Raw genomic sequence first — 26,272 nt, 5'->3', positions numbered from 1 at the left:
CGCCGGTCACCGTCGGACTACCGAAAGTCAGCCCGAGATCACCGCGGGAGCACCGAAACCGCGGTTTTCCGCGCGTTCGGACGCGGCCTCAACCTCAACTGGAACCCGAGGGTCGCTTGCCCTCGGCGAGGTTCTTGAGCATAGCGTTGTAGGCGTTCAGCTCCTCGTCCCCGGTCGCCGCTTCGCGCCGGTCACGCCGCTTCGCCTCGCGCTCGTCCTGGCGCGCCCACTGCACCAGCAGCGCGATCAGGACCAGCAGCACCGGCACCTCGCCGGAGGCCCAGGCGATGCCGCCGCCGAGCCGCTGGTCGGTGAGCAGGTCGGTCACCCACGGCAGGTGCAGCTGGCTGTAGAACGCCTGCCCGATGACCGTCTGCTTGCTCATCAGGATGACGCCGAAGAACGCGTGGAACGGCATCGCGGCGAACATCATGCCGAGCCGCCCGAGGTACGGGATCCGCCGCGGCGACGGGTCGACGCCGATCACCGGCCAGTAGAAGACGTACCCGGAGAGCAGGAAGTGCGCGTTCATCGCCAGGTGCGCCCAGTGGTAGTTGAGCGCGTTGTCGAACAGCCCGGAGAAGTACAGCGCGTAGAACGAGCCGACGAACAGCAGCAGCGCGACCACCGGGTGGGTGAGGAACCGCGACACCGGGGAGTGCACGAAGGCGACGAGCCACTCGCGCGGCCCCGGCGCGGCGTCCTTGCCGGCGGTGGGCAGGGCGCGCAACGCGAGCGTCACCGGGCCCCCGAGCACGAACAGCACCGGCGCCACCATCGACAGCAGCATGTGGTTGCCCATGTGCACGCTGAACATCGCGGGCGCGTAGCGGCCGATGCCCGACGACGTCGCGATGAGCAGCGCGACGCAGCCGGCGATCCACGCGACCGTGCGGCCGACCGGCCAGGTGTCGCCGCGGCGCAGCAGCCGCCGGACCCCGGCGAGGTACAGGCCGCCGAGCACGAGCGCGAGCGTGCCGTAGACGAGGTCGAAGCGGGTGTCGAAGAGCAGCCGCCACACCGTCGGCGGGCCGTCGAGGTTGTAGCCGATCAGCAGCTCGGTGGTGGACGGCTGGGTGATCGCGTCCGCCGGCGGTGGCGTCCTGGCCAGCCCGGAGGCGATCCCGATGGTGACGAACATGATCAGGATCTCGACCGAGGCCAGGCGCAGCAGCTGCCCGCCGCCCTTCCCGTCGACGAGGTCCGCCACGCCCTTCTGCCGCTGCTGGTGGCCGAAGACCCCGAGCAGCAGCAGCGCGACCGTCTTGGCGACGACCAGCAGGCCGTAGTCGGTGGTGAAGAGGTCGTTCAGGCCGATCCGGACCAGCGCGTTGACCACGCCGGAGATCGCCATCACGATCCAGCAGACCAGCGCCAGTTTCGAGAACCGCCGCGCGGCCAGGCTCAGGTGGTTCCCGCGGCGGTAGCCGAGCGCGAGCAACGCGACCAGCCCGCCGACCCACAGCGCCGCGGCGACCAGGTGGAACAGCAGGCTGTTGGTGGCGACGTCGTGGGAGCCGCCGCTGGCCGAGTGCCCGGTGACCGCGACCGGCACCAGCCCGCCGACGGCCAGGAAGAACAGCACCGCCGTCCAGCCCCAGGACAGCGCGAGCCGGCAGCCGAGCGCGACGAGGATCGCGATCAGCGCGGTCCACAGCCAGGCCTTCGGCTGTTCGATGGCGCCGACGAGGTCGAGCAGCGTCTGCGGGTCCAGGACGTCGCCGAACGGCTTCCCGGCGGTGTCGGCGGCGGTGAAGGCGACCGAGAGCAGGGCCGCGGCGAACCACACCCACGCGGCGATCCCGGCCGCGCGGAGGGCGCCGTAGCCTTCCGGGCCGAGCGTGCCGGACTTCTGCGGCGGCACCAGGAACGCCGCCAGCAGCAGCGACCCGACGCAGATCACCGACGCGGCTTCGGACAGGACGCGCATGACCGTGATGCCGTACTTGGTGACCAGGCCGGGATCGGGCAGGCCGGCGATGGCGTAGCCCGCGCCCCCGGTGAGCGCGATCAGCCCGATCGCGACGACCGCGGCCAGCAGGACGCCGACCGCGAGCAGGGGCAGCACACTCGCCCGGCGCCGCTGCGTCGGAACGTCGGATTTCGTCGCGGACACGCCACTGAGGGTATGCCCAGCCCCGGTCGGGCCCGTGTGACGGGCAGGATGGGAGCGTGAAGATGATCCTGCTGCGGCACGCCGAGGCGCTCGGCAACGTCGACGAGCTCGCCTACACGCGGATCCCGGACCACGCGCTCCCGCTGACCGAAAAGGGCAGGCGCGAGGCACTCGCGGTGGCGCCGGAGATCCGCCGGCTGCTGGGCGGCGCGCGCCCCGCCGTCTACGTCAGCCCGTACCTGCGCACCCGGGAAACGTTGCGGCTGCTGGACATCGAGGCTTCCTGCGAGCGGCTGGTGCAGGAGCCGCGGCTGCGCGAGCAGGACTGGGGCAACCTGCAGGACCCGGCCGACCAGGAGATCCAGAAAGCGCGCCGCAACGAGTTCGGGCACTTCTTCTACCGGCTGCCGTTCGGCGAGTCGGGCGCCGACGTCGACGACCGCGTCGCGGCGTTCCTGTCGGACCTGAAGCGGCGCGACGAAAATCACCCCGAGACGGTCCTCCTCGTCTCGCACGGCCTCACGCTGCGGCTGCTGTGCCGACGGCTCTTCGGCTGGAGCATCGAGCTGTTCGAGTCGCTGTCCAACCCGGCGACCTGCGAACACCGCGTCCTCGAAGAGCAGGACGGCAAGTGGACGCTGGACCGCCCGTTCGCCCAGTGGCGGGACTCACCCGACGGGGAAACCCAGCTCTAGCGGCGAGGTCAGCACCACGCGGGTGCCCTGGCCCGGCGCCGAGTCGATGCGGGCGGTGCCGCCGATCTCGGCCAGCCGCCCCTGGATCGAGTGCTCGATGCCGAACCCGGTGTGGTGCGCGCCGACGTCGAAACCCGTTCCGTGGTCGCGCACGGAGACCGTGACGACGCCTTCGCGTTCTTCGAGGCACATCACCGCTCTCGCCGTTTTCGCGTGCTTCAGGGTGTTTCGCAACGCTTCGCGTGCTGCGTCGTGAAGGGCGTTGACGACGCTTTCGGGAACGTCGACCGCTTTCGCGAGCACGACGAGGTCGACGCGCAGGCCCTCGGCCGTCATCTCGACCGCCAGCGCGCCGAGGCGGTGTTCGAGGCCGCCCGGTTCGGCGGGCGCGTCGCCGTCGAGGCTCAGCCGCAGGCGCAGGGCGTGCGCGCGGGCGATGCGGCGAACCTGGTCGAGGCTGCCGACCGGGTCGAGCGCGTCGCGGGGCGCGGGCAGCGCGAGGGATTCCATCACCTGCAGGACGGTGTCGTGGACGTCCCGGCGGTGCCGCTCGCGTTCGGCGGCGCGGCCGCGTTGCTCGCCCAGCCGGTGCGCGAACCGCATCGCGCCGGCGACCAGCAGCACGATCGCCAACGCCGTCGCGGCCGCCGCGACCAGGGCGAGCACGATCCACGTCGCGGGCGCCGTCGTGCCCGAGACGGCGGCCATGGCGTAGCGCAGGAGCACCGCGCCGACGACCGCCACGGCCCCGGCGGGCGCGCCGCGCAGCAGCGTCCAGACCATGACCGTGCCCATGATGGTGGGCCAGGTCAGGGTGAGCAGTTCCGGCGACCGCACGGCGAAGACCGCGACGGCGAAGCTCGTGACGAGCGTGTACGCGGTGTCGGCGGCCAGCACGGTCCGGATGCCGGCGGGCCGCTGGAAGACCCAGGCCACCTCGAGCAGGTTCGGCAGCAGGTAGAAGAGGACAGCGAGCCAGAGCACCGGCGCGCCCAGCGGCCCGCCGGCCCAGACCACCTGCAGGAACAGCGCGAGCCGGAACACGACCGGCACCAGCACCAGCCGCGGCACGGCGGCCTGCACCAGCGAAAACCCCGGCGTGCCGGCGAGCGCCCCCGCGCCGCCGAGCAGCACAACCCTCACGACGTCCTCCCCGGACCAAGGCCCCTACCTTGATCAGCCGATCTGAAATAGAAGCGTCAGCGCATTCATTTCAGTTTACGACGCGATCAGCTTGCCCCGCCCGGATCCGCACTGTCAACGGGTGCGGCCGAGCTCCCCGGTTCGCTCTTCGACGCGGCGCGACCGCCGGGCGGCGACCGCGGCCGGGAGGATCAACGCGGCGACGACGGCGACGAACACGAACGCGACGCTGTAGTCCGTCACCTGCGCGATGCCGCCGATGATCGGCGGGCCGCCGAGGAAGCCGGTGTAGGCGATGGCCGTGACGAAGCCGATTTCGCGCTCGCCACCGGTGCCGTCACCGCGTTTGCCCGCGTCCCCGGCGAGGCTGAGGGCGAGCGGGAAGGACGCGGCCAGCCCCGCACCGGCGAGGGCGAACCCGGCGAACCCGACGGCGGCGACCGGAACCGCGGCCGCGGCGAGCAGCCCGGCCGCGGCCAGCGCCGACCCGGCGGCCAGGCAGCGGGTGGGGCCGAACCGGCGTTGCGCCCACGAGCCAGCGAGCCGGGCCAGCGCCATGACCAGCTGGAACCCGGCGAACGCCAAGGCCGCGGCACCCTGGCCGACGCCGCGTTCAGCCGTCATCAGCAGCGCGGACCAGTCCGACGACGCGCCTTCCGCGATGGCCGAGCACAATGCGACGGCGGCGAGCAGCCAGAGCACGGGACGCCGGATCGGCGCGCGGCTGGGCGCGAGGACGGGTGTTTCGGCGTGTTCGGGGTGGATGCCGGGGACCGCGCGGACCACGAGCAGCAGCACAGCGACGGCGACGACCGCGGCCACGGAGAGGTGGCGCGCGGGCGACCAGCCGTGCCCGGCGGCCAGGCCCGCGGCGAGCGAACCGGCGAGCGCGCCGAAGCTGAAACCGGCGTGGAAGACGGCCATGATCGGCTTGCGCGCCCGGCGTTCGACGGCCACCGCGGCGACGTTCATCGCGACGTCGAGCATGCCGACGCTCGCGCCGATCACCAGCAGCGCCCCGGCCAGCAGCGGCACGTTCGGCGCGAGCCCGATCAGCACGAGGGAAACGGCGGCGAGCGCGGTGCTCCCGGCGACGACGGCGCGGGCCCCGGCCCGTTCGATGAGCCGCCCGGAAACCGAAGCGGCGGCGAGCATCCCGACGCTGGCGCCGAGCAGGGCGAGCCCGAAAACGCCTGGTGAGGCGTGCACCTGAGCGGCCAGCGCCGGAGTGCGTGAGGCCCACGAGCCCAGCGCGAGCCCGTTGAGCGCGAACACGGTGAACACCGCCGTCCGGTCCCGCATCCCGTCCCCCTTCCGTTGCCCCAGCTTGACTTAAGCGCTTCAGAAAGTCCACGGGATTACGGCTAGACTGCGCGGATGACCCGGCGCCGCCGTCCCACGCTCGACGATGTCGCCGAAGCCGTCGGCGTCTCGCGGGCGACGGTGTCGAACGCGTACAACCGGCCCGACCAACTGTCCGGCGAGCTGCGGGAACGCGTGCTGCGTGCAGCTACGGAACTGGGTTACCCGGGCCCGGACCCGACCGCGCGGAGCCTCGCGACGAGCCGGACCGGGGCGATCGCGGTGCTGCTGGACACGTCGCTGTCGGCGGCGTTCTCCGACCCGGCGCTGTCGGTCACGCTGGACGCGTTGACGCGGGTGGTGGACCCGCACGGGCACGCGTTGCTGCTGTTGCCGGGCGGCTCGGAGGGCGGTCCACCGGCGTCGCGCGTGCTGACGGCACAGGCGGACGTCGCGGTCGCGTATTCCCTGGCCGATGAGGCACCGGCGCTGGAGGCGGTGCGCGCGCGGGGGTGGCCGCTGGTAGTGGTCGACCAGCCGCTCCTCCCGGACGCGGCGCGCGTCGGCTGCCAGGACCGCGCGGGGGCGGCGCTGGCCGCACGGCACCTGCTGGAGCTGGGACACCGGCGGTTCGGGATCTTCGCGGCGTGCAGCCGGATCACGCCTGGCGGGGGCGCGTTGACTGTCGCGTCGGCCGCGCGAGCCGCGTTCCACGACACGCGGGAGCGGCTCGCCGGGTACCTGGCCGCGCTGGGTTCGGCGCCGGTGGTGGTCGAGGAGGCGGCCGGGCTGAGCGCGGAGAGCGCGATGGCGGGGGCGTCCGCGCTGCTCGCGCGGACCCCGCGGCCGACGGCGGTGCTGTGCATGTCCGACCAGCTCGCGCTGGCGGTGCTCGCGGTGGCGGCGCAGCTCGGGATCGGCGTGCCGGAGGAGCTTTCAGTGGTCGGCTTCGACGACAGCCCGCCCGCGGGGTGGTCGTCACCGCCGCTGACGACCGTCCGCCAGGACCTCGCGGCGAAGGGCCGGATCGCGGGCGAGCTGGTGCTGGAACTGCTGGCGGGCGGGCAAGTCCCGCCGCCGTCCGAGGTGCCGGTCTCGCTGGTGGTGCGGGGCAGCACAGGCCCCGTCTAACACCATTCCTCCCCACCCGCAAGGCCCATTCCCGCAGTTGTGGACAACCATTCCCGCCGCGCCAACCTGTCCACAGATTCGAAACAGCGGGCTGACAAATCCCCCACCGCCCGCCAATCTGGAATCACCAGTTCACCGCGGCCCTCCGAGAGCCGCGACTTCCAGAGGGGAAATCCACCATGTCCGAACGCCGTCTCCGCGCCCGCCTGCCGCACCTGCTAGTCCTGGCGGTGATCGGGCTCCTGACCAGCGCCGGAGCGGCCCAGGCGGCCCCGGTTCAGGCGGATCCGCCGTGCCAGAAGGGTGAATTCTGCCTGTGGCCATCGGACGAGTACGGCGGCGAGGCCCAGCGGTTCGACTTGCGGACGGCGAATCCGGGGGAATGCATTCCCCTGCCCGAGGGATTCGACGGGTCCTCGTTCGTGAACCGCATGACGCGCGATGTGACGGTTTATCAGAGTGAGGAATGCTCGACCGAGGGAGATTTCGTCACCTATCCGGGTGGCGGCACGTACGTACCGGACGCTCCGTTCCTGGTTCGCGGGATCCAGATCTGGGAGTGAGGGAAGAGCCGGGCCAGGTCAGCCGCCAGCTCCCATGGGGAAGAGCCGGCTCGCGGCGGCGGCCGGGCCCAGAGGGGCCGCTACCCCGAAAGCGGCCCCACCCGTGGGCGCGCCTCAGCGGCGGGGCGCGCCCACGGGCCACCACCGGGCACCGGACCGCAGGTCTGGGCCTGGGGCCCAGGCGCCTGGTGGTCTCCGGGCCAGTCGAGCGCCGGGCTCTGGGGGCCACCCTGCCCTCGAGAGCGCCGGCGGGACGCCAGCCCCTGAGGCCGGCCCCTAGTCTCCGGCTCTGGGATGCCACGCCACCCATCCGACTCTGGGGCCACCACGCCGCAGGCCGGGGCTCCAAGGCTCCGGGCCTCGGGTTCGGCGCAGCCGAGCCCGAGGCCGGGCGCCGCGGGCCAGCCCGGCCAGGCGGCACCGGTTCTCACCAGACGCCGAGCGTCCGACGCCTAGCCCCCAGCACCAGGAGCCCTGGGGGTCGCCGGGCCAGGCGAGCGCCGTGCCCCTGTGAGCACCTGCCTCGAAAACGCCGGTGGGGCGCCAGTCCCGGAGGACGGTCCTTGGTCTCCGGGCCAGGCGAGGGCCGGGCTCCGGTAAGGCGCCGCGCCCTCAGGGGCACGGGTGGAGCGTCAGCGCCAACCCCGTCCGTCCCTGGGCCACCGCACCTCACACCGGGCTCCAAGGCTCCGGGCCTCGGGTTCGGCGCAGCCGACTCCGAGGCCGGGCGGGTTCGGCGCGGCCGAGCCCGAGGCCGGGCGTCGCGGGCCGGTCCGGCCGGGTCTCTCGAGGGGCGAGTCCCGGCCGGGCACCCGGTTCTCGCGGTCCGAGCCACGGCCGAGGCTTCCGTGGGCCAGGTCTGGAGCTAGAGCCTCCTAGTCTCTAGGTCGCAGGTCCGAGTCCCCGGCGCTGGGTCCCGACTCGCCAACCCACCGCGGCCGCCCGTGAGCGGGTTCGCGACGGTTCCTACCCCGTCGATCCGCTGCTGCGCAGGTCCAAACCCTGCCCAGCGGGCGGCCAGGCCACTCCCGGGCCGCCTCATCGGTAAGCGCACTCCGCGGCGAGGCATCCCCAACGACGACCTCGTCCGTCCACCGCGGAGCCATCGGGCCAAGCGAGATCAGGCCCGCGATCACCTCCAGGTGGACAGCGGAAGAGGTCCACACCACCCTCCCCCGCCGGGGTTACCGGTGCCGGGCGATGCGGCCCGTCACCGGTCCGGGCGTCGGCAGCACCTCGTCGTCGAATTCCGTCTAACGAGACCTGAAACGATTCGCCGGTGTCGAACGATCGAGAGGTTGGCGACGACTAAGCTGCCCGTGCCGGGCGACCGGCACGACCGGCAGCAGGCCGTCGGCGCGGGCCCTCGTAGCTCAGCTGGATAGAGCAAGAGCCTTCTAATCTCTAGGTCGCAGGTTCGAGTCCTGCCGGGGGCGCCACCAGGGAAGACGCCGTGCGCAGCTGCGCACGGCTCACCCTGGCCACGTGACGGGCCCCACATCCGACGCCCTCCCGCCAAGCCGCCGTGCCCCCAAAGTGGACGGTGCCATCGCGCGACTCCCCTGCGTCACCGGAGTCCGGAAGTCGCACCGCGCAAGCGGCCGAGTGGCGCAACCGGTCCTCGCCGAACCCTTCTTGAGACAACCTTGTTACCTGGACGGCCAAATCCGTCGATTGTGCTCCCCCGCAACCGAGCCGTCACACCCAGCAATGATCCCGTCAACCCGACACGCCGACCCGCTCGGCGTACCCCGTGGAGGACCGCACCGTGCCGGAGCCCGAACCCGCATCCCGACACCGCCGTCGGCGCACGAACAACGCCGCCCGCGCGATCTTCGCCGAAGCCCGCCGAGCCGGGCTCGTCCAGCGGCACCTCAGGAAGCTCCGCCACCTGGCAACCCACGCCCGCCCCGGTCCGCCCGCACCCGACCCGGCGCCGTCCGGCTGCCCACCGTCCACATCGGAGTCAACGCCACCCTCGGCAGGAACGCCGGACGGCGGTTCGCGACCGTCCACACCGGAGGCCGCCTGATCCCAGGAATCCTCTTTGGATGGTGCACGCGTCTTACCTCACTCGTCGCGCGTGCGCATCTCCCATCTTGCTGTCTTCCAGCAGGCGGTCTGGCTTATACCTCACGTGCAACGAACGCGCTTCTTCCATCTTGCTGTCTTCGGCCGCCGGGGCCGGAAACCCTGCTCGGACCACCCCAAGGTGGTATTCCCCGGCCGGAAACAGCATCATGGAAGAACAGGGCCCGCCCGGGCCGGACCAAGCGGAGGGCTTCCGGTGTCAGATTCGATGGGGAGAAAGCTGCTGAACGCCGTCGAGCGGACGGCGGGCTACAGCCACAGCGGCTACCTGCTGAACGGCCTCACGGGACCCGGCCCGTTCGCGGCGCCGCAGTTCCTCGCGCCGGTCTGGCACCCCGACCTCCGGCTTTCCCCGCCGCTCAGCCGCGCCGAGCGTGAGGCCTTCGACCGCATCGCCGCCTGGCTGCGCTGACCTGCGCCTCAGCAACTGAGTCGCGCCGCCCAGCGGCTTCTTCGCGCGGCTTCGGGCTCCAGGATGGCGCTTCTACGCTTCCGAGCACGCCTCCTGGACCCGCTGGACGCCGCCTCCGCTGCTCCGGGGGTGCCTCGGCGGGCCCGTCACGCCGCCACCGCAGCACTCTGATGTCACCCTCGCGGCTCTCGTGGGCCTCTCGCAACGCTCGCGACCCGCAGACAGCCTCCGCGGCGCCCGCACTCCTGCCGCACCCCGCAGGCCGCTCAGGTCACCTAACCGGCCCTCGCGCACAGGCGCCGGGCCACCACCTCGGTGGACCATCCCGCCCCGCCGCGGCCATCCATACCACCTCGGCGGGCCCTCGCACGCCGCCGCAGGCCACCCACGCCACTCGGCGAGCCCTCGTGCGCCGCGGGCGACCCATGCCACCTTGGCGGCCCCTCGCGCCGCGCGACCCGCAGCAACCGGCCCCACGCGCCTCCGCGACCCTCACGCCGCCTCGGCGGCGCCCTCCGCCGCCAACTCGGCCAGCCCCTCCGCCACCTCAGCGGGGGTCGGCTGGGCCGACAGCTCGGCCGCCAAAACCTCCGCCGCCCGGCGGTACCCCGGCCGGCCCAAGATCTCCGCGCACTGCCGCGCGATCGCCGCCGGGGCGATCTCGTCCGGCAACATCCGGACCCCCGCTCCCGCTCGAGCCACCGACTCGCCGTTGTCGAACTGGTCGTCGAACACCGGGAGCACCAGCTGCGGCAACGCCGCCTCGATCGCCGTCAGTGCCGTTCCCTGCCCGCCGTGGTGGATCACCGCGTCGCACGTTGCGAACACCGGGGACAGCGGCATCCGCCCCACGTGGCGGACCGATTCCGGCAGTCGCGGCCAGCCAGCCGCGATGCGGTCGTCCACCGCCACCACCAGCTCCACGTCCAGCTCCGCCAGCGCTCCGACGATGTCCGCCACGCTCTCCGCCACCTGGCTGCGGCCCGTTCGCGGCACCACCGTCCCCAACGTCAGGCACACCCGGGGCCTACGCCGCTGGCGCAGCACCCAGTCCGGCACCCTCGCCTCGCCGTTGTACGCCAGCGGCCGGATGCCCGTGTGGCCCGCCGCGTGCGGGAGCCGCAACGATGGGGGCCACGGGTTCAGCACCGCCGACGGGCGTGGGAGGATCTCCAGGCCGCGGGCCGCCAGCTGGACCGACAACTCCGTTGCCGCTCCCCAGCGGTACTCCGGGAGCGCCGCCACCCCCCAGTGCAGCTCCACCTGCGGGATTCCGAGCCCCCACGCCGCTATCGGGCCCGCGAACTCCGCTCGCTCGCTGACCACCACGTCCGGGCGCCACGCGCGCATCGCCACCGATGTCCCCGGCAACGCCCGGGCCGCCATGCGGCCGAACACCCGGCCGTGGGCCGTGCGCTGCTCCGCCAAGCCCTCACTCGGGCGGTCGTCGGCCACCAGGTCGGCGAACTTCTCCGCCGGGCCCGATGACGTTCCCGGCAACCCAGACCCCAGCACCGTCGGGACGAAGTGCTCGGCGCTCAGCACCAGCACCTCGTGCCCCGCCGCCCGGCAGGCCCACGCCAGCGGGACCAGCGGGAAGAAGTGGCCCGGCAGGGCCACCGTCGTGAACAAGATCCGCACAACAGCCCCCGGGCGCGGTTCAGTACGTGACGACGGCGCGGAACCGCACCTCGCCCTTGCCGACCTTCCGGACCGCCTCCGCGACGTCCTCCGCCGCGAACGTCTCCACCAGCGGCTTCACCTTGCCCGCCGCCACCAGGTCCAGCGCCTCGCGCAGGTACTCCGTGCCGTTGTGGGTCGCGCCGAGGATCCGCTGGCCCAGCCCGAAGAACGGCAGCATCGGCGGCAGCGTGAACGGCTCCGTGACGTCGATGCCGGCCAGCACCAGACGGCCGTTGACGTTCAACCCCGTCATCGCGTCCGCCGCCGCGCGGTACGACGTGCCCGTCACGAGCACCACGTCCGCGCCGCCCGCTGCGCGCAGCTCTTCGCCGTTCGAGACCACCGTGCTCGCGCCCAGCTCGCGCGCCAAGTCGTGCTTCTCCGGCGAGCTCGTCACCGCGATCGTGTCGAAGCCGCACGCGCGGGCGTACTGCACCGCGAGGTGCCCCAGGCCGCCGATGCCGACCACCGCGACGCGCTCTCCCGGCTTCGGGTCCGCCGTCCGCAGCGCGCTCCAGCTCGTGTACCCCGCGCACAGCACCGGGACCGCCAGCTCCGGGGCCAGGTGGTCGGGGATCAGCACCGTCTGGTCGGCCGCGACCACGATGTACTCCGCCTGTCCACCTTGGACAGTGAATCCCGTGGAAACCGGGGCCGCGCAAGCGAACGTCGCACGGGCCGACAGCGGGAGGCCGAGTCGGCAGTAGTCGCAGCTGCCGCAGGTACCGCGGATCCACGTCGTGCCCACCACGTCGCCGACCTGGCGGCTGGTGACCGCGTCGCCGACCGCCACGACCTCGCCGACCGGCTCGTGCCCGGGGATCGCCGGGTCGAACGCCGGGAACGGCAGCATCCCCTTCGTCACCAGGACGTCGTTCGAGCAGATGCCGGACGCGCGGACCCGGATCAGCACGTCGGCCGGGCCGGGCTCGGGGGTCGGCACCTCCCGCAGTTCCCACTCCTGGTTGACCCCGGGGATCACCGCAGCCTTCATGACCATCATCCTCACTCCGACGCCGGGACGCTTACCGACAACGGTGCCAGAGCGGCGCCGCGGCGCCGTCTTCCCGGCTGCGGGGTTTCAGGCCGCGCGCGCGACGCGGATGCGACGTCCCGTGCACTCGCGCACGGCCGAGATCACGCGGTCGACGTCCGAATCGGACAGCGACTGGTGCATCGGCAGCAGCAACGTCTTGGCCGCGGCCGCCTCCGCGTTCGGGAGCACCGCGGACGAGCCGTACGCCGGAACCTGGTGCAGCAGCGGGTACCGGAAAGTCGTGTAGACACCCAGCTCGTACAGGTCGCGCGCGACCTGGTCGCGGATGCCGCCTTCGAACTGGAGCCAGTACATGTAGTACGACGACGTGTGGCCCGCCGGGAGGGGCGGGGGCACGCGCAGGCCGGCGACGTCCGACAAGCCCGCGTCGTAGGCCTCCGCGACTTCGCGGCGGCGGGCGATGAAGTCGCCGAGGCGGCTCAGCTGGACGTTGCCGATCGCGGCGAGCACGTCGTTCGTCGTGGAGCGGCGGGAAAACGACGTCACGTCGAAGTCCCACCAGCGGGTCTGGGCGCGCATCGCCTGGTCGTACCCGCTGCGCTGCTCCATGCCGAGGTAGGCGATCTTGGGGGCGCGAGCGGCCAGTTCCGGGTCGCGCACGCACAGCATGCCGCCGTCCACCGTGACCACGATCTTGCCGTGGTCGAAGCTCCACACGCCGATGTCGCCGAAGGTGCCGCAGCTCTGTCCGTCCACAGTGGAGGCGATAGCGACGGCGGCGTCCTCGATCAGGTGGATGCCGCGGTCCCGGCACAGCTGCGCGATCTGCTTCACCTCACCGGGATACCCGCCGTAGTGCAGGATCAGCACGGCCTTTGTGCGCTCGGTCAGCACCGCCTCGATGTCCGACACGCGGGGGTTCAGCGTCGCCTCGTCGACGTCGCAGAACACCGGGACGGCGCCGCGGGACGCGATCGCGTTGCCCGCGCCCACGAAGCTCGGCGTCGGCAGCACGACCTCGTCCCCCGGGCCGATCTCGAGGAGCTCCATCGCGATGAACGTCGCCTCGGTGCACGAGTTCGTCGTCGTCACGTGGTCGGCGTCGACGCCGATGTGCCGCGCGAAAGCCGACTCGAACTGCTGCGTGCGGGCGCCGCGGCCGATCCAGTTGCTCTCGAACACCTCCCGGACCGCCGCGAGCTCTTGCTCGCCCAGCGCCGGCTGCATGACGTTGATCATCGGCTCCATCGGGACTCCTCCGCATGGCTGGTTCACGGGACGGTCCGGCCGGACCGCTCGCGCGATCCGGCCGGACCAAGGGTTTTCCAGACCGTCAGGCCTGGGCCGCCTCCGCGGAGGTCTCCCCTTCCGGGGCACCTTCCGGCGCGGCCTCCGGCGGCGGGCCCGTGGGCGGCGCCGGCGGGACCGGGATGTGCCGGAGGGTGGCGAAGGCCAGCGCGGCCAGCGCCACGAACACGACCGCGCAGATGCCGGCGGTGGTGTTCAGGGCGCTGGTGAACGCGTTGCCCGCCGCGGAAAGCAGGTCCTGCGCGACGTTCGGCGGCTGGGAACCCGCCGCCTGGACCGCGCTGGTGATGCTCTCGCGGGTGGCGTCCGCGGCCGGGCCGGTGACGCTGGCGGGCACGGTCAGGTGGCTGTGGTAGGCCGCCGTCGCGATGCTGCCCAGCGCGGCGATGCCGAGCGCGACGCCCAGCTCACCACCGGTCGACTGCAGCGAAGCCGCCGACCCCATCTTCTCCGGCGGGGCCGAGCCCATGACGACCTTGTTGACCAGGACGCCGATCGGGCTGCCGCCGAGGAAGATGATGCTCGAGCCGACGATCAGCACGGCCACGCCCGAAGTCGTGTCGTACAGGCTCAGCACCAGCATGCCGACCGCGGCGATGAGCATGCCGACGATCAGGATGACGCCGGGCTTGACCTTCAGCGACAGCGGGTTGGTGGCCTGGATGCCGACCACCATGATCACGGCCGGGATCAGCAGCAGGAGCGCGGACTTCAGGGCCGAGAAGCCCTCCACCTCCTGCAGGTGCTGGGTCACCAGCAGGCCCGTGCCGCCCTGGATCGCGGCGAACAGCAGACCGAGGATCAGACCGCCGGAGACGGCCTTGATCGCGAACAGGCGGACGTCGAGCAGCGGGTTCGCCAGCTTGCGCTGCCGGACCACGAACACCACGCCGAAGATGATGCCCGCGACGGCCACCAGGACCGGGGCGACCGCCCAGCCGGAGCGGACGACCTCCTTGAGGCCCCAGATGAACGGCAGGATCGCCAGCAGCGACAGTGCCACGCTCACCAGGTCGAGCTTGCCCGCCTGCGGGTTCTTGAACTCGGGCAGCAGGATCGGCCCGAACACCAGCACCAGCACCATGATCGGCACCGCGAGCAGGAACACCGAGCCCCACCAGAACGAGGCCAGCAGCAGGCCGCCGACCACCGGGCCGAGGGCGATACCGGCCATCATCGAGGTGGCCCAGACACCGATCGCGGCACCCATCTGCTTCGGGTGCTGGAACATGCCCATGATCAACGCGAGCGTGGACGGCATGATCGTCGCACCCGCGATACCGAGCAGGGCCCGGATCACGATCAGCATCTCGGGGTTGGTCGAGAAGGCCGCGACCGCGGAAAGGATGCCGAAGGCCGTGGCGCCGGTCACCAGGACCTTCCGCCTGCCGATCCGGTCACCGAGCGTACCCATGGTCACCAGGAACCCGGCGATCAGGAAGCCGTAGATGTCGGTGATCCACAGCTGCTCGGTGCTGCTCGCGCCCAGGTCAGCGCTCAGGTGCGGGAGCGCGAGGAACAGGACGTTGATGTCCATCATCGTCAACATCGTGGGGAGGGCGAGCACCGCCAGCCCCCACCACTCCCGCCGCCCGGCCAAGGGCGGCGCGCCGTTACCGGTCACTTTTCATCATCCTCTCTCCATCAAAGCCGCCGGCCAACCGAGGGATCACAAAGGCCAGACGCACAGGGCGTTGTGACTTCGAGGTCGGTTCGTACGGTGAGTAACTGTCCCAGAGGCCGCTCGTCACGAGCATCTTCCGGAATGCGGTGCGAACCCCGCCGGGAACCGGTGGCCGGGACCGTGCGTTCTCACTGTTTTTCCCCGGGCGTTCCACGCCCTGACCTGCGACAGCGAATTCCTGCGGCAGGCCGGGACGGGACGGCGAAATCGTCGGCTCAGATGTATGCGGTGTCCGGTTCCAAACCGCACAGAATACGACCGTACAATTCCGCGGCCGTCGTCGGGTTGATCAGCGCGTGCAGGCTCGCGGCCTGCAGGTCGTGCAGGATGCCCTGGATCGGCACGTGCTGGTAGATCGACGCGCCGCCCGCGCCGGCGGCGAGGATGTCGACGGCTTCCTTGGCCAGCTTGCAGACCTCACCGACGTCGGCGCGGTTGCGGGCGCGCTCCTCGAGCGTCCACGGGACACCCTCGATCGCCTTGGTGTCCACAGTGGACGTGATCCGGCGGGCGTGGAACTCGGCCTGGTCGATCTTCTGCGCCGCCTCCGCGACCTGCAGGTGGGTGACCGCCGCGTCCGACTGCTTCGTGTACGCGGTGTAGGCGATGCGACGCCCGGGCAGCCACTCGAGGAAGTTCTCCATCGCCGCGCGCGCCAGGCCCAGCAGGGTGCCGACGCTGCTCGCGCCGGCCACCGGCACCAGCGGCGCGCGGTAGATCGGGATCCGCGAGTTGCGCTCGGACACGGTGTTGCCCTGCACGACCGTCGGCATCGGCAGCGCCCGCTCGGCCGGGACGAACACGTCCTGCGCGATGGTGGTGAGGCTGCCGGAGCCCTTGAGGCCGACGGCGTACCAGTCGTCGACGACCTGCAGGTCCGACATCGGGACCAGCGCCATCAGCGGGTACGGCTCGCTGCCGTCGCCCGGGTCGAGGATGGCGATGATCTCCTGCCAGTGGGCGTGCGGCGCGCCGCTGATGAAGCTCCACTTGCCGTTGACGATGAAGCCGCCGGAGACGGTCTTGGCGAACGCGGTGGGGCTGAGCGTCCCGCACACCCGGACGTCCGGGGTCGAGAACACCTCCTCCTGCACCTGCTCGGGGAACATGCAGACCATCCAGCCCGGGATGGAGTAGACCGAGGCGACCCACGACGCGGAGCCGTCGCCGCGGCCGAGCTGGGTCGCGACCTCCATCAGGGTGGTCGTGTCCGCCTCGTAGCCGCCGAAGCGGGCGGGGACGCGGAGCTTGAAGACGCCGGCGTCGGCGAGCGCGTCGATCGTCTCCTCGGTGAGCCGGCGGTCCTGCGCCGCCTTGCCCGCGTTGGCGCGCAGCATCGGGACGAGCCCGGCGGCGCGCTCGACGAGCTGGGCCCGGGTCGGAAGTGGGGTGCTCGGCACCTGGACCTCCACGGTGTGACGGGACTACGGAGGCCCGGCGGGGCGGCTCCGGGCGCAACAGGACGCCGCGCGCGCTCCCGACGGTGGCACCCGCCCGCGGCGGTGCGCACCTCGCGGAATGCGCGTGGCCGCGGCCGCGCAATCCGGAAGAGCCGCCGGACGCCAAGCGGAGAGACGCGCGGGCGGCCGCGCCCGGCCGACACTGGCGGCAAACCGTCCGTGACCGGAGGATGCGCATGCGAGTCACCATCGACCGGCTGGCCGTGCCCGGCGCGAGCCTGTACTACGAGGTCCGCGGGGCCGGGCCGGCGCTGCTGATCATCCCCAGCGGCAACGGCGACGCCGCCCCGTTCGTGCCGCTCGCCGAGACGCTGGCCGACGAGTACACGGTGATCACCTACGACCGTCGCGGGTTCTCGCGCAGCCCGCTCGACGGCCCGGTCGGCGACGACCGGCTGACCGACGACGCCCACGACATCGGCGCCCTGCTCCGGCACCTCGCCCCGGGGCCCGCGGCGGTGTTCGGGTCGAAGCTCGGGCGCGATCGTCGCGCTCGCCACTCTCGAACGGCACCCGGACCTGGTGCACACGGTCGTCGCGCACGAGCCGCCGCTGGCGTCGGTGCTGCCGGACGCCGAACACTGGCTCGGGTTCTACTCCGAGCTGTACGAGGTCTACCAGCGCGAGGGCGTCGACGCGGCGCGCAAGGCGTTCCGCTCCGGGATGGGCATGGAGACCACGACCAAGCCGCCGCGGCGCACCGAGCTGCCGCCGGACGAGCTGGCCGAGATGCTCGGGCGCATCCGGCGCAACCATGTGTTCTGGTTCGAGCACGAGCTTAAGCCGTACCCGGCGTACCGCCCGAACCTGCGGCTGCTGAAGTCCTTTTCGGACAAACTGGTCCTGGCGGGCGGCGACGCGCGTGACACCTTCCCGTACCGGCCCAACACGGTCCTGGCCGAGCACACGGGGAACGCGATCGTGCACCTGCCGGGCGGGCACGTCGGGTACGTGACCCACCCCGAGGAGTTCGCCGCGGCCCTGCGAGAGATCGTCCGGCCGTAGCCGAGTTCCGGAGGTCGCGAATGACTCATTCGGGACACCAGAGGTCCCCAATGCCCCATTCGCGACACCCGAGCGGGCGGGCGGGGAGCCGTGGCGGGCGTGTCTTGAATGAGTCATTCAGGACCTCGGAGGTCCTGAATGACTCATTCAAGACACCGCGTACCACCGCCCTCCTCCTCGTGCAGGCGCAGGAGCATGTACGCGGACACCGTCGTGTTGTCGCGGATTCCGCCGCTGCGGATCAACGCCTCGAACTCCGCGCGCGAGCACCAGCGGTGGCGCATGTCCTGCTCTTCGTGCTCGCGCTCCGGCTCGCCCTGCACCAGGTCCGTCGCCAGGAACACCGTGCACATCTGGCCGCTCGCGCCGTGCCACGCCGCCAGCCGTCCGAGCGGGACCATCGAGCCCGCGCGCAGCCCGGTCTCCTCCGCCAGCTCGCGGTGGGCCAGCTCGAGCGCGTCGCCGTCGCGGCGGCCCGGGAAGCACCCCTGCGGGAACTCCCAGTACCGGCCCAACAGCGGGTAGCGGTACTGGTCCACGAGGTGGAAGCCGCCGCGCTCGGCCGCGATCACCACCGCGAAGTCGGGGCGGTCGATCACCCCGTAGATCCCGTGGGAACCGTCGGGGCGCTCGATGCCGTCTTCGCGCACGCTCAGCCACGCGTTCTCGTACACCAGCCGGGAGGAGATCTGCCGGATCACCGGGAGATCGGCGGCTTCAGCCATGCCCACCACGATAAGCGCGCCCACCGGCCGAGGCTTCTCTGGCGGTGCGGCGCAAGCAACAGAGGAGACGCGACCGGCCGCGGACCGCGCGGACCATGGTCGGCGGGGAGCTCCGCGGTCGGCGCGCGTGCGCCCCCGACGAGTTCGTGCAGGACCCGGCCCGCGTGCCGGTCCCGGAGGCAGTATCACCCGATTGGAGACGCGGATGCGTTTTCTGCCCGACCAAGACCGGTTCCGAGTGGCGGTGATCGGTTTCGGCTACGTCGGCTCGTGCATCGCCGCGACGCTGGCCGACCGCGGGTTCGACGTCGTCGGCGTCGACACCGACCCACGCCTGGTCGACGAGCTGGCGCGCGGCCACTGCCGGTTCGCCGAAGAAGGGCTCGCCGAGCTGATCTTCCAAGGTCTCGCCGCCGGGAACCTGCGCGTCACCACGGACATCGCCGAGGCGGGCGAAGCCGACGTCATCCTGATCGCCGTCGGCACCCCGGTGCGCGAGGACGGTTCCCTCGCCGAAGAGCAGCTGCGCGGCGCCTGCCGGGCCCTCGGTGAGCACCTGCGCCCCGGCCAGCTCGTCGTGCTCAAGAGCACCGTGCCGCCGGGCACCACGCGCGGCATCGTGCTGTCGCTGCTGGAGGAGGAGAGCGGCCTGCTCGGCGGCGTCGACTTCGGCCTGGCCTTCACCCCGGAGCGGCTCGCCGAGGGCACCGCCCTGCGCGAGCTGCGGACCTTCCCGATCGTGGCCGGCGGCCTCGGCGACGAGAGCGAGGCCGCGGCGGAAGCCTTCTGGCGACGCGCCCTCGGCGTCGAGGTGATCCCCCGCGACTCGCTGGAGGCGGCCGAGATCGTCAAGCTGGCCAGCAACTGGTGGATCGACCTGAACATCGCGCTGGCCAACGAGCTCGCGATGTTCTGCGCGCTCTACGGCGTCGACGTGCTCGACGTGATCACCGCGGCGAACACCATCCCCAAGGGCGCGGGCAACGTCAACATCCTGCTGCCCAGCGTCGGCGTCGGCGGCTCGTGCCTGACCAAGGACCCGTGGATGGTGTGGCGCTCGGCCGAGCGCCACGGCCTGCCGATCCGGACCGCGCCCGCCGGCCGCGAGGTCAACGCCGGGATGCCGGAGTACACCGCGCAGCTGGCGATCGACGAGCTGGTGCGCCAGGGCAAGAACCCTACCGGCAGCAAGGTGGCCGTGCTCGGGCTGGCGTTCAAGAACGACACCGGCGACCTGCGGGCCACCCCGACCGTCGGCGCGGTGAAGACGCTCGCCAAGGCGGGCCTCACCGTCGCCGTCTACGACCCGCTGGTCGACCCGGACGCCGCCGAGGAGCTGTTCGGCATCCGGCCCGCCGCGAGCCTCGAAGAGGCCGTGCGCGACGCGGACTGCCTCGCGATCCTGGCGCTGCACCGCGACTTCCACGACATCGACTTCGCCGCGCTGCCCGTCGCCCAGGACTGCCTGGTCCTCGACGGCCGCGCGTACTACCCGAAGGAAAAGATCGCGCAGCTGCGCGCCGCCGGCTACGTCTACCGCGGCATCGGCCGTGGCGACGCCATCCCCGGCACGCCGACCGAGACGGAGACCGGCCGATGAGCACTCCCCAGCACGCCGTCGTCACCGGTGGGTCCGGCTTCGTCGGGTCGCACCTGGTCGAGCGCCTCGTCGACCGCGGTGACCAGGTGACCGTCCTGGACGTCGCGCCGCCGCGCTTTCCGGTCGAGGGCGTCCGGTACGTCACCGGCGACCTGCGCGACACCGCGAAGCTCGCCGAGGCGATCCGGCCCGGTGTCGACGTCGTCTACCATCTGGCCGCGGTCGTCGGCGTCGACCAGTACCTGGCGCGCCCGCTCGACGTCATCGACATCAACTACGCCGCGACGCGGTCCGTGCTCGACCTCGCGCTCGAGGCCGGCGCGAAGGTCGTGCTGGCCAGCACCAGCGAGGTGTTCGGCAAGAACCCGGCGGTGCCGTGGGACGAGGACGGCGACCGCGTGCTCGGCGGCACGTCGCACGACCGCTGGTCCTACTCCTCCAGCAAGGCGCTGGCCGAGCATCTGACGTTCGCCTTCGCCCGCCAGCACGGGCTCGACGCGACCATCGTGCGCTACTTCAACGTCTACGGCCCGCGGCAGCGGCCCGCCTACATCGTCAGCCGCTCGATCCACCGCGCGCTGAACCGCCGCTCGCTGGTCGTCTACGACAAGGGCACCATGACCCGCTGCTTCACCTTCGTCGACGACGCCATCGAGGGCACGCTGCGCGCCGCGGACCACCCGGGCGCGGTCGGGCAGGCGTTCAACATCGGCAGCATGGTCGAGACCACCGTCGGCGAGGTCGTCCGGCTGGTCGGCGAGCTCACCGGCGCGACCGACGTCGTCGACGTCGACACCGGCGAGAAGCTCGGCGCGTCCTATGAGGACCTTCCGCGGCGCGTGCCGAACAACGCCAAGGCGGCCGAGATCCTCGGCTGGCGCCCGGAAACCTCGCTGCGCGACGGGCTGATCAAGACCGTCGAGTGGGCGCGGGGCGCGGACTGGTGGCTGGCGCAGGACGACAAGGGCGCGGAGTGAGGATTCGATGACCACCAACAGTGAGGGCCAGTCCATGGGTACGAAGTGTCGGGTGTGCGGCGGCCGCGTCGCCGAGTTCGTCGACCTCGGCGACCAGCCGACGGCGAACGGCTTCCTGCTCCCCCACGAGGTCGAGGGCGAGTTCCGCTTCCGGCTCGCGGTGGGGGCGTGCGAGGACTGCACGATGGTGCAGCTGATGGAGGAGGTGCCGCAGGAGCTGCGCTACCACGCGGGCTACCGGTACCAGGCCTCCGGCTCGGCCGGGCACCGCAAGCACTTCCGGACCGACGCCGAGTGGTTCCTGGCGAACGAGCTGACCGGGCCGGACCCGTTCATCGTCGAGATCGGCTGCAACGACGGCGTCATGCTGTCGACGATCGCCGAGGCCGGTGTCCGCCACCTCGGTGTCGAGCCGTCGGGCAACGTCGCGGACCTGGCGCGTGCCAAGGGGGTCCAGGTGCTCTCGGCGTTCTTCGACGCCGACACCGCGGCCGCCGTCCGCGGCGCGCACGGCGCCGCCGACGTCATCTTCGGCGCCAACACGATCTGCCACATCGCGCACGTCGAGTCGCTGTTCCGCGGCATCGACGCGCTGCTGTCGGACAACGGCATCTTCGTGTTCGAGGAGCCGTACCTCGCCACGATCATCGAGGGCATGGCCTTCGACCAGATCTACGACGAGCACGTGTTCTACTTCAGCGCCGGTTCGGTGCGCGCGATGGCCGAGCGCTTCGGCTTCGAGCTGGTGCACGCCGAGCACATCGCCATGCACGGCGGCGAGGTCCGGTACACGATCGCCCGCCCGGGCGCGCGCACGCCGTCGGCCTCGCTCGACGCGCTGCTCGCCGAGGAGGAGGCGGGCAAGCTCTCGGAGCCGCTGACGTTCGCGCGGTTCGGCCGCAACGTCGAGCGGATCCGCGACGACCTCGTCGGGCTGCTGACGCACCTGCGCGAGCAGGGCAAGACCGTCGTCGGCTACGGCGCGCCGGGCAAGAGCTCGACGGTGACGACGTACTGCGGCATCACGACGGACCTCATCCCGTTCGTCGTGGACTCGACGCCGGGCAAGCAGGGCCACCTGCTGCCGGGCTCGCACCTGCCGGTGAAGCCGCCGTCGGCGTTCTCGGACGCCTACCCGGACTACGCCGTGCTGTTCGCGTGGAACCACGCCGAGGAGATCATGGCCAAGGAACAGGCGTTCCGCGCCGCGGGCGGCAAGTGGATCCGGTTCGTCCCCGAGGTCGAAGTGCTCTGAGTCCTCTTCGGACCGAAGGCCCCGCCGAGTTCGCTCGGCGGGGCCTTTCGACGCGGGCTGAAGGGGACGTTGCTGGCGTCTGGTGAGCTGAAGGGGACTTTCCTCGCATCACATGCACTGAAAGTCCCCTTCAGCCCGCCCGGCCGGACACACGAAAAACCGCCGCCCCGCGGAGTGCGGGACGGCGGCTTCGAGGGGAGGCTCAGCGACGGCGGTGCTGGACGACCAGCTTCTCCAGGTCCGGGATGATGTCGCTCGGGCTCGGCATCGCCAGCCAGTCGTCGTGCAGGGACTGGGCGGCGTGGTGGTAGCGCTGGTCCGTGGCCACCGCCCAGACCAGGTCGCGGATCTCCTCGACCGTGCTGGCGCGGTGGTCGAGGCGGACACCCGCGCCGGTCGAGATGACGAAGTCGGAGACCACAGTGGACTCGACCTTCTTCGCCGGCAGCTCCCAGTGCGACGTCGCCGCGTCGGGCTCGCCCTCTTCGCGCTCGTCGAACTCCCAGCCGAGGCGGTAGGTGCCCGTCTTGTTGATGTCGCCGCCGTCCTCGACCAGGCGCATCAGCAGCGAGATGCCCTCGACGTCGCAGACCAGCTGCGGGACCTTGTTCGCCACCGCCGAGGAGTAGGTGCCGATGCCGCCGTGGTGGATCAGCGCCGAGCAGGTCGGCAGCAGGTGCGGCAGGTTGACCCAGTCGATCACCTTGACGTTCGGCGGGATCTCCTCGACGTCGGCCAGCTGCGCCTTGTCGAGCGTCGCCACGATCTCGAGGTCGTCGAGCTGGCCGAGGGCCTTGAGGATCTTCGGCGCGCGGTCCCAGTCGCCCTTGATGAACCGGCGGGTGGACTCGCCCAGCGACAGCGCGACGCGGCGGCGGTTCTTGCGGCCACAGCACTCACAGCGGGTCAGCTCGGGACGCTGGTACAGCCACTTCGGCAGGACGTCGGGGTCGACGTAGGGCACGTGCCGCATCGGCAGCTTCTTCGTGCTCGTGGGCAGGCGCAGGCCCTCCAGCATGGTCTCGATGCTGAAGTTGCCGACCAGCAGCTCGTCGTCGACCTCGTAGCCGTACTTCTGCGCCAGCGGGCGGATCAGCGTGGCGAGCGGGTTCGGGTCGAGGCCGGCCGCCACGAGGGCGTCCTTGTTCTCCGCCAGCCGGTCCAGCGACCAGCCGAACATGTCGTGCCCGATCAGCAGCCGCGTGTGCGCCGCACCGCAGACCTTCGCCGCGACGGCGCCGGCCGGGATGGTGGCGTCCCACGAGATCAGGTCCGGCTGCCACACCTTGGCGAAGTCGATCAGGTCCTCGGCCTCGCGGCGGTCCAGGCGCACGTAGTCCGAGGTCGGCTGCATCAGCCACTGGTAGAACACGATCCAGTGCTCGCGGCCCTCCGGCGACAGGCCCATCACGTCGGCGTAGCGGTTCACGATGTCCTGGTGGTGCGGCGGGGCGCAGTCGTCGGTGAGGCGCACCGGCGGCTGGTCGGGGTCACCGAGCTGGACCGGCGTGAGGCCCGTCTTGATGATCATCTCCGCGGCGCTGTGGTGCGCGGCCACGCGGACCTCGTGCCCCGCGCTCTGCAGCGCCCACGCCAGCGGCACCACCGGATAGAGGTGCGCCAGTGAGTTCGGGTAGACGGTGAACAGGACTCGCATCGAATCTCCTCGACTCCGGAGGTGGTGTCGTCGTCGGCAAAGGCCAGAATCGTCGCTGGCGCCGAACCGGCGCATCTCCCGCAGTGCTGAAGGGCTCTGTGCAGTGCAAACGAGGAGACGCAAGGCTTTCGCGGCGCTGGCGATACTGGCCTTTGCCCACCGGACCCCGGCCGGATCGCGCGCCGTCGTGGAGGACGCATGAGTACGTTCAGTTTCCTGGACGAGAAGACGATCGCCTACGTGGTCAGTTCGTGCACGCCACCCGACGCGGTGGTGAGCAGCCTGATCGAGGACACCGCGAAGGTCGGCGAACTCGCCGAGATGCTGACGCCGATCGAGCAGGCGGGTTTCCTGCACCTGATCGCGAAGCTCGTCGCGCCGAAGACGGTGATCGACGTCGGGACGTTCACCGGACTGTCCTCTTTGGCCTTCGCGCGCGGTCTCGCGCCCGGCGGCCGGGTGATCACCTGTGACGTCACCGAGGACTGGGTCGGCATCGCCCGCAAGCACTGGGAGCTGGCCGGTGTCGCCGACAAGATCGAGTTCAAGCTCGGTCCCGGCCGCAAGACGCTGCCCGGTCTCGTCGGCGAAGGCGAGGCGGACCTGGTGTTCATCGACGCCGACAAGACGTCCTACCCGTACTACATCGACGCCGTGACGCCGATGCTGCGCTCGGGCGGCCTGCTGATCCTCGACAACGTGCTGCTGCACGGCACCGTCGCGGCCCCCGAGGACGTGGAAGAGGACCTCCCCCGCTACGCCGCCGAAGTCGTCGCCGGCGTCAACGCGAAGCTCGCCGTCGACGAGCGCTTCGAGACCGTGATGCTGCCGATCGCGGACGGCGTCACGCTCGCCCGCAAGAAGTGAACGGACAAGGGGAGGTGGCCATGAGCGAGAGCCGTCCGGCCCGGCCGCTGACCGGCGCCGAGTACATCGAAAGCCTGCGCGACGACCGCGAGGTCTACATCAACGGCGAGCGCGTCAAGGACGTCACCGAGCACTCGGCGTTCCGCAACCCGATCCGGATGACCGCGCGGCTGTACGACGCCCTGCACGACCCGAAGTACAAGGACGTGCTCACCGCGCCCACCGACACCGGCAGCGGCGGCTACACGCACCGGTTCTTCCGCACGCCGCACAGCGTCGAGGACATGGTCGCCGACCAGCAGGCGATCGCCACCTGGGCGCGGATGAGCTACGGCTGGATGGGCCGCAGCCCCGACTACAAGGCGTCGTTCCTCGGCACGCTCGGCGCGAACTCCGAGTTCTACGCGCCGTTCGAGGAGAACGCCAAGCGCTGGTACCGGGAGTCGCAGGAGAAGGTGCTCTACTGGAACCACGCGCTGGTCCACCCGCCGGTCGACCGCAAGCGGCCGCCGGACGAGGTCCGCGACGTGTTCGTCCACGTGGAGAAGGAGACCGACGCGGGCCTGGTGGTCAGCGGCGCGAAGGTCGTCGCGACCGGCTCCGCGCTGACGCACTACAACTTCATCGCGCACTACGGGCTGCCGATCAAGAAGCGCGAGTTCGCGCTCGTGGCGACCATCCCCATGGACGCCAAGGGGATGAAGCTGATCTGCCGTCCGTCGTACACGTCGATGGCCAACGCGGTCGGTTCGCCGTTCGACTACCCCCTCTCCTCGCGGCTGGACGAGAACGACACGATCCTGGTGCTGGACAAGGTCCTGATCCCCTGGGAGAACGTCTTCATCTACGGCGACCTCGGCAAGGTCCAGACGTTCACCGGGCAGTCCGGCTTCATCGAGCGCTCGACGTTCCAGGGCTGCACGCGGCTGGCGGTGAAGCTGGAGTTCATCGCGGGCCTGATCGCGAAGGCGCTGGAGATCACCGGCACCGAGGACTTCCGCGGCGTGCAGACCCGCCTCGGCGAGGTCCTGGCGTGGCGCAACCTGTTCTGGGGGCTCTCGGACGCCGCGGCGCGCAACCCGGTGCCGTGGCGCGACGGCGCGCTGCTGCCGAACCCGGCCTACGGCCAGGCCTACCGCTGGTTCACGCAGGTCGGCTACGCCCGCATCCGCGAGATCGTGCTGCAGGACGTCGCGAGCGCGTTGATCTACATCAACTCCAGCGCCGAGGACTTCAAGAACCCGGAGATCCGGTCCTACCTGGACACCTACGTCCGCGGTTCGAACGGCATCGACGCCGAGACGCGCGTCAAGGTGATGAAGCTGCTCTGGGACGCCGTGGGCACCGAGTTCGGCGGGCGGCACGAGCTGTATGAGCGCAACTACGCCGGCAGCCACGAGAACACCCGCATCGAGCTGCTCTTCGGGCAGGTCGCTTCGGGTGACGTCGACGACTACAAGCGGTTCGTCGACACGTGCCTCAACGAGTACGACCTCGACGGCTGGACCGTGCCCGACATGACCCGGTGAAGGATTTTCGCCGCGGCACTGGGCAAGACGCGAGGTGAGCGCGGCCGGGGCCGCGGCGAAGATGAACCCGGG

Annotated in this window: 20 protein-coding genes and 1 tRNA gene; 11 read left to right on the top strand and 10 right to left on the bottom strand. The window is 71.4% G+C overall.

All coding sequences use genetic code 11. The features are described 5' to 3' along the window. Positions 1–94 precede the first annotated feature (94 nt). A complete protein-coding gene (locus tag QP939_RS28045; protein WP_285449206.1) occupies positions 95–2,116 on the bottom strand; it encodes a bifunctional copper resistance protein CopD/cytochrome c oxidase assembly protein in 2,022 nt (673 codons plus the stop codon). 56 nt (positions 2,117–2,172) lie between these two features. Between QP939_RS28045 and QP939_RS28040 the strand changes: the two genes are divergently transcribed. Next, positions 2,173–2,811, top strand: coding sequence for a histidine phosphatase family protein (locus QP939_RS28040; protein WP_285449205.1), 639 nt, complete (start codon positions 2,173–2,175; stop codon positions 2,809–2,811). On the opposite strand, the gene QP939_RS28035 is transcribed toward QP939_RS28040, so the two are convergent. Both QP939_RS28035 and QP939_RS28030 read right to left on the bottom strand, forming a co-directional pair. Beyond that, a complete protein-coding gene (locus QP939_RS28035) occupies positions 2,785–3,945 on the bottom strand; it encodes a sensor histidine kinase (protein WP_434219681.1) in 1,161 nt (386 codons plus the stop codon). The genes QP939_RS28040 and QP939_RS28035 overlap by 27 nt on opposite strands. Positions 3,946–4,068: 123 nt before the next feature. Next, complete coding sequence (locus tag QP939_RS28030) at positions 4,069–5,256, bottom strand: MFS transporter (RefSeq protein ID WP_285449203.1); 1,188 nt, start codon at positions 5,254–5,256, stop codon at positions 4,069–4,071. A gap of 75 nt (positions 5,257–5,331) precedes the next feature. Between QP939_RS28030 and QP939_RS28025 the strand changes: the two genes are divergently transcribed. From QP939_RS28025 to QP939_RS28010, 4 genes are all read left to right on the top strand, one after another. Next, positions 5,332–6,387, top strand: a complete 1,056-nt coding sequence (locus QP939_RS28025) for a LacI family DNA-binding transcriptional regulator (protein ID WP_285449202.1) — start codon at positions 5,332–5,334, stop codon at positions 6,385–6,387. Between the two features lie 179 nt (positions 6,388–6,566). Then, positions 6,567–6,950, top strand: a complete 384-nt coding sequence (locus tag QP939_RS28020) for a peptidase inhibitor family I36 protein (RefSeq protein WP_285449201.1) — start codon at positions 6,567–6,569, stop codon at positions 6,948–6,950. Positions 6,951–8,312: 1,362 nt separating this feature from the next. Further along, positions 8,313–8,389: transfer RNA gene (locus QP939_RS28015), tRNA-Arg, on the top strand. 860 nt (positions 8,390–9,249) lie between these two features. Continuing rightward, complete coding sequence (locus QP939_RS28010) at positions 9,250–9,453, top strand: hypothetical protein (protein WP_285449200.1); 204 nt, start codon at positions 9,250–9,252, stop codon at positions 9,451–9,453. 492 nt (positions 9,454–9,945) lie between these two features. Here the strand turns inward: QP939_RS28010 and QP939_RS28005 are convergent, their stop codons facing one another. The 5 genes from QP939_RS28005 to QP939_RS27985 form a co-directional block, all read right to left on the bottom strand. Then, positions 9,946–11,094 carry a nucleotide disphospho-sugar-binding domain-containing protein gene (locus tag QP939_RS28005; protein ID WP_285449199.1) on the bottom strand — a complete coding sequence of 383 codons (1,149 nt, stop codon included), beginning with the start codon at positions 11,092–11,094 and terminating at the stop codon, positions 9,946–9,948. 19 nt (positions 11,095–11,113) lie between these two features. Further along, positions 11,114–12,130, bottom strand: coding sequence for an alcohol dehydrogenase catalytic domain-containing protein (locus QP939_RS28000; protein ID WP_285449198.1), 1,017 nt, complete (start codon positions 12,128–12,130; stop codon positions 11,114–11,116). A gap of 87 nt (positions 12,131–12,217) precedes the next feature. Then, entirely contained in the window at positions 12,218–13,381 is a 1,164-nt protein-coding gene (locus QP939_RS27995; RefSeq protein WP_285449197.1) for a DegT/DnrJ/EryC1/StrS family aminotransferase, read from the bottom strand. Positions 13,382–13,466: 85 nt separating this feature from the next. After that, complete coding sequence (locus tag QP939_RS27990; protein ID WP_285449196.1) at positions 13,467–15,065, bottom strand: MFS transporter; 1,599 nt, start codon at positions 15,063–15,065, stop codon at positions 13,467–13,469. Between the two features lie 275 nt (positions 15,066–15,340). Next, on the bottom strand, positions 15,341–16,525 hold the full coding sequence (locus tag QP939_RS27985; protein ID WP_285449195.1) for an acyl-CoA dehydrogenase family protein: 1,185 nt from the start codon (positions 16,523–16,525) through the stop codon (positions 15,341–15,343). Between the two features lie 582 nt (positions 16,526–17,107). On the opposite strand from QP939_RS27985, the gene QP939_RS27980 reads away from it, so the two are divergent. Continuing rightward, a complete protein-coding gene (locus tag QP939_RS27980; protein ID WP_285449194.1) occupies positions 17,108–17,590 on the top strand; it encodes a hypothetical protein in 483 nt (160 codons plus the stop codon). A 143-nt stretch (positions 17,591–17,733) separates the two neighbouring features. Here QP939_RS27980 and QP939_RS27975 read toward each other — a convergent pair whose 3' ends face one another. Beyond that, a complete protein-coding gene (locus QP939_RS27975; RefSeq protein ID WP_285449193.1) occupies positions 17,734–18,315 on the bottom strand; it encodes an NUDIX domain-containing protein in 582 nt (193 codons plus the stop codon). A gap of 205 nt (positions 18,316–18,520) precedes the next feature. Here QP939_RS27975 and QP939_RS27970 point away from each other — a divergent pair, with 205 nt between their 5' ends. The 3 genes from QP939_RS27970 to QP939_RS27960 are packed head-to-tail and all read left to right on the top strand — an operon-like array spanning position 18,521 to position 22,147. Continuing rightward, complete coding sequence (locus QP939_RS27970) at positions 18,521–19,915, top strand: nucleotide sugar dehydrogenase (protein WP_285449192.1); 1,395 nt, start codon at positions 18,521–18,523, stop codon at positions 19,913–19,915. Then, positions 19,912–20,892 carry an NAD-dependent epimerase/dehydratase family protein gene (locus QP939_RS27965; RefSeq protein WP_285449191.1) on the top strand — a complete coding sequence of 327 codons (981 nt, stop codon included), beginning with the start codon at positions 19,912–19,914 and terminating at the stop codon, positions 20,890–20,892. The genes QP939_RS27970 and QP939_RS27965 overlap by 4 nt, the downstream gene beginning before the upstream one ends. A 7-nt stretch (positions 20,893–20,899) precedes the next feature. Then, a complete protein-coding gene (locus tag QP939_RS27960) occupies positions 20,900–22,147 on the top strand; it encodes a class I SAM-dependent methyltransferase (RefSeq protein WP_285449190.1) in 1,248 nt (415 codons plus the stop codon). A 202-nt stretch (positions 22,148–22,349) separates the two neighbouring features. Here QP939_RS27960 and QP939_RS27955 read toward each other — a convergent pair whose 3' ends face one another. Continuing rightward, positions 22,350–23,804, bottom strand: a complete 1,455-nt coding sequence (locus tag QP939_RS27955) for a nucleotide disphospho-sugar-binding domain-containing protein (protein WP_285449189.1) — start codon at positions 23,802–23,804, stop codon at positions 22,350–22,352. 198 nt (positions 23,805–24,002) lie between these two features. Here QP939_RS27955 and QP939_RS27950 point away from each other — a divergent pair, with 198 nt between their 5' ends. Both QP939_RS27950 and QP939_RS27945 read left to right on the top strand, forming a co-directional pair. Then, positions 24,003–24,671 (top strand): O-methyltransferase, encoded by a 669-nt coding sequence (locus QP939_RS27950; protein ID WP_285449188.1) that lies wholly within the window; start codon positions 24,003–24,005, stop codon positions 24,669–24,671. A gap of 20 nt (positions 24,672–24,691) precedes the next feature. After that, positions 24,692–26,200, top strand: coding sequence for a 4-hydroxyphenylacetate 3-hydroxylase family protein (locus QP939_RS27945; RefSeq protein WP_285449187.1), 1,509 nt, complete (start codon positions 24,692–24,694; stop codon positions 26,198–26,200). The last annotated feature ends 72 nt before the right edge of the window (positions 26,201–26,272 follow it).

Source organism: Amycolatopsis nalaikhensis, from assembly GCF_030264295.1.
Taxonomy (GTDB): Bacteria; Actinomycetota; Actinomycetes; order Mycobacteriales; family Pseudonocardiaceae; genus Amycolatopsis; species Amycolatopsis nalaikhensis.
This window is presented reverse-complemented; position numbering and strand designations above follow the sequence as displayed.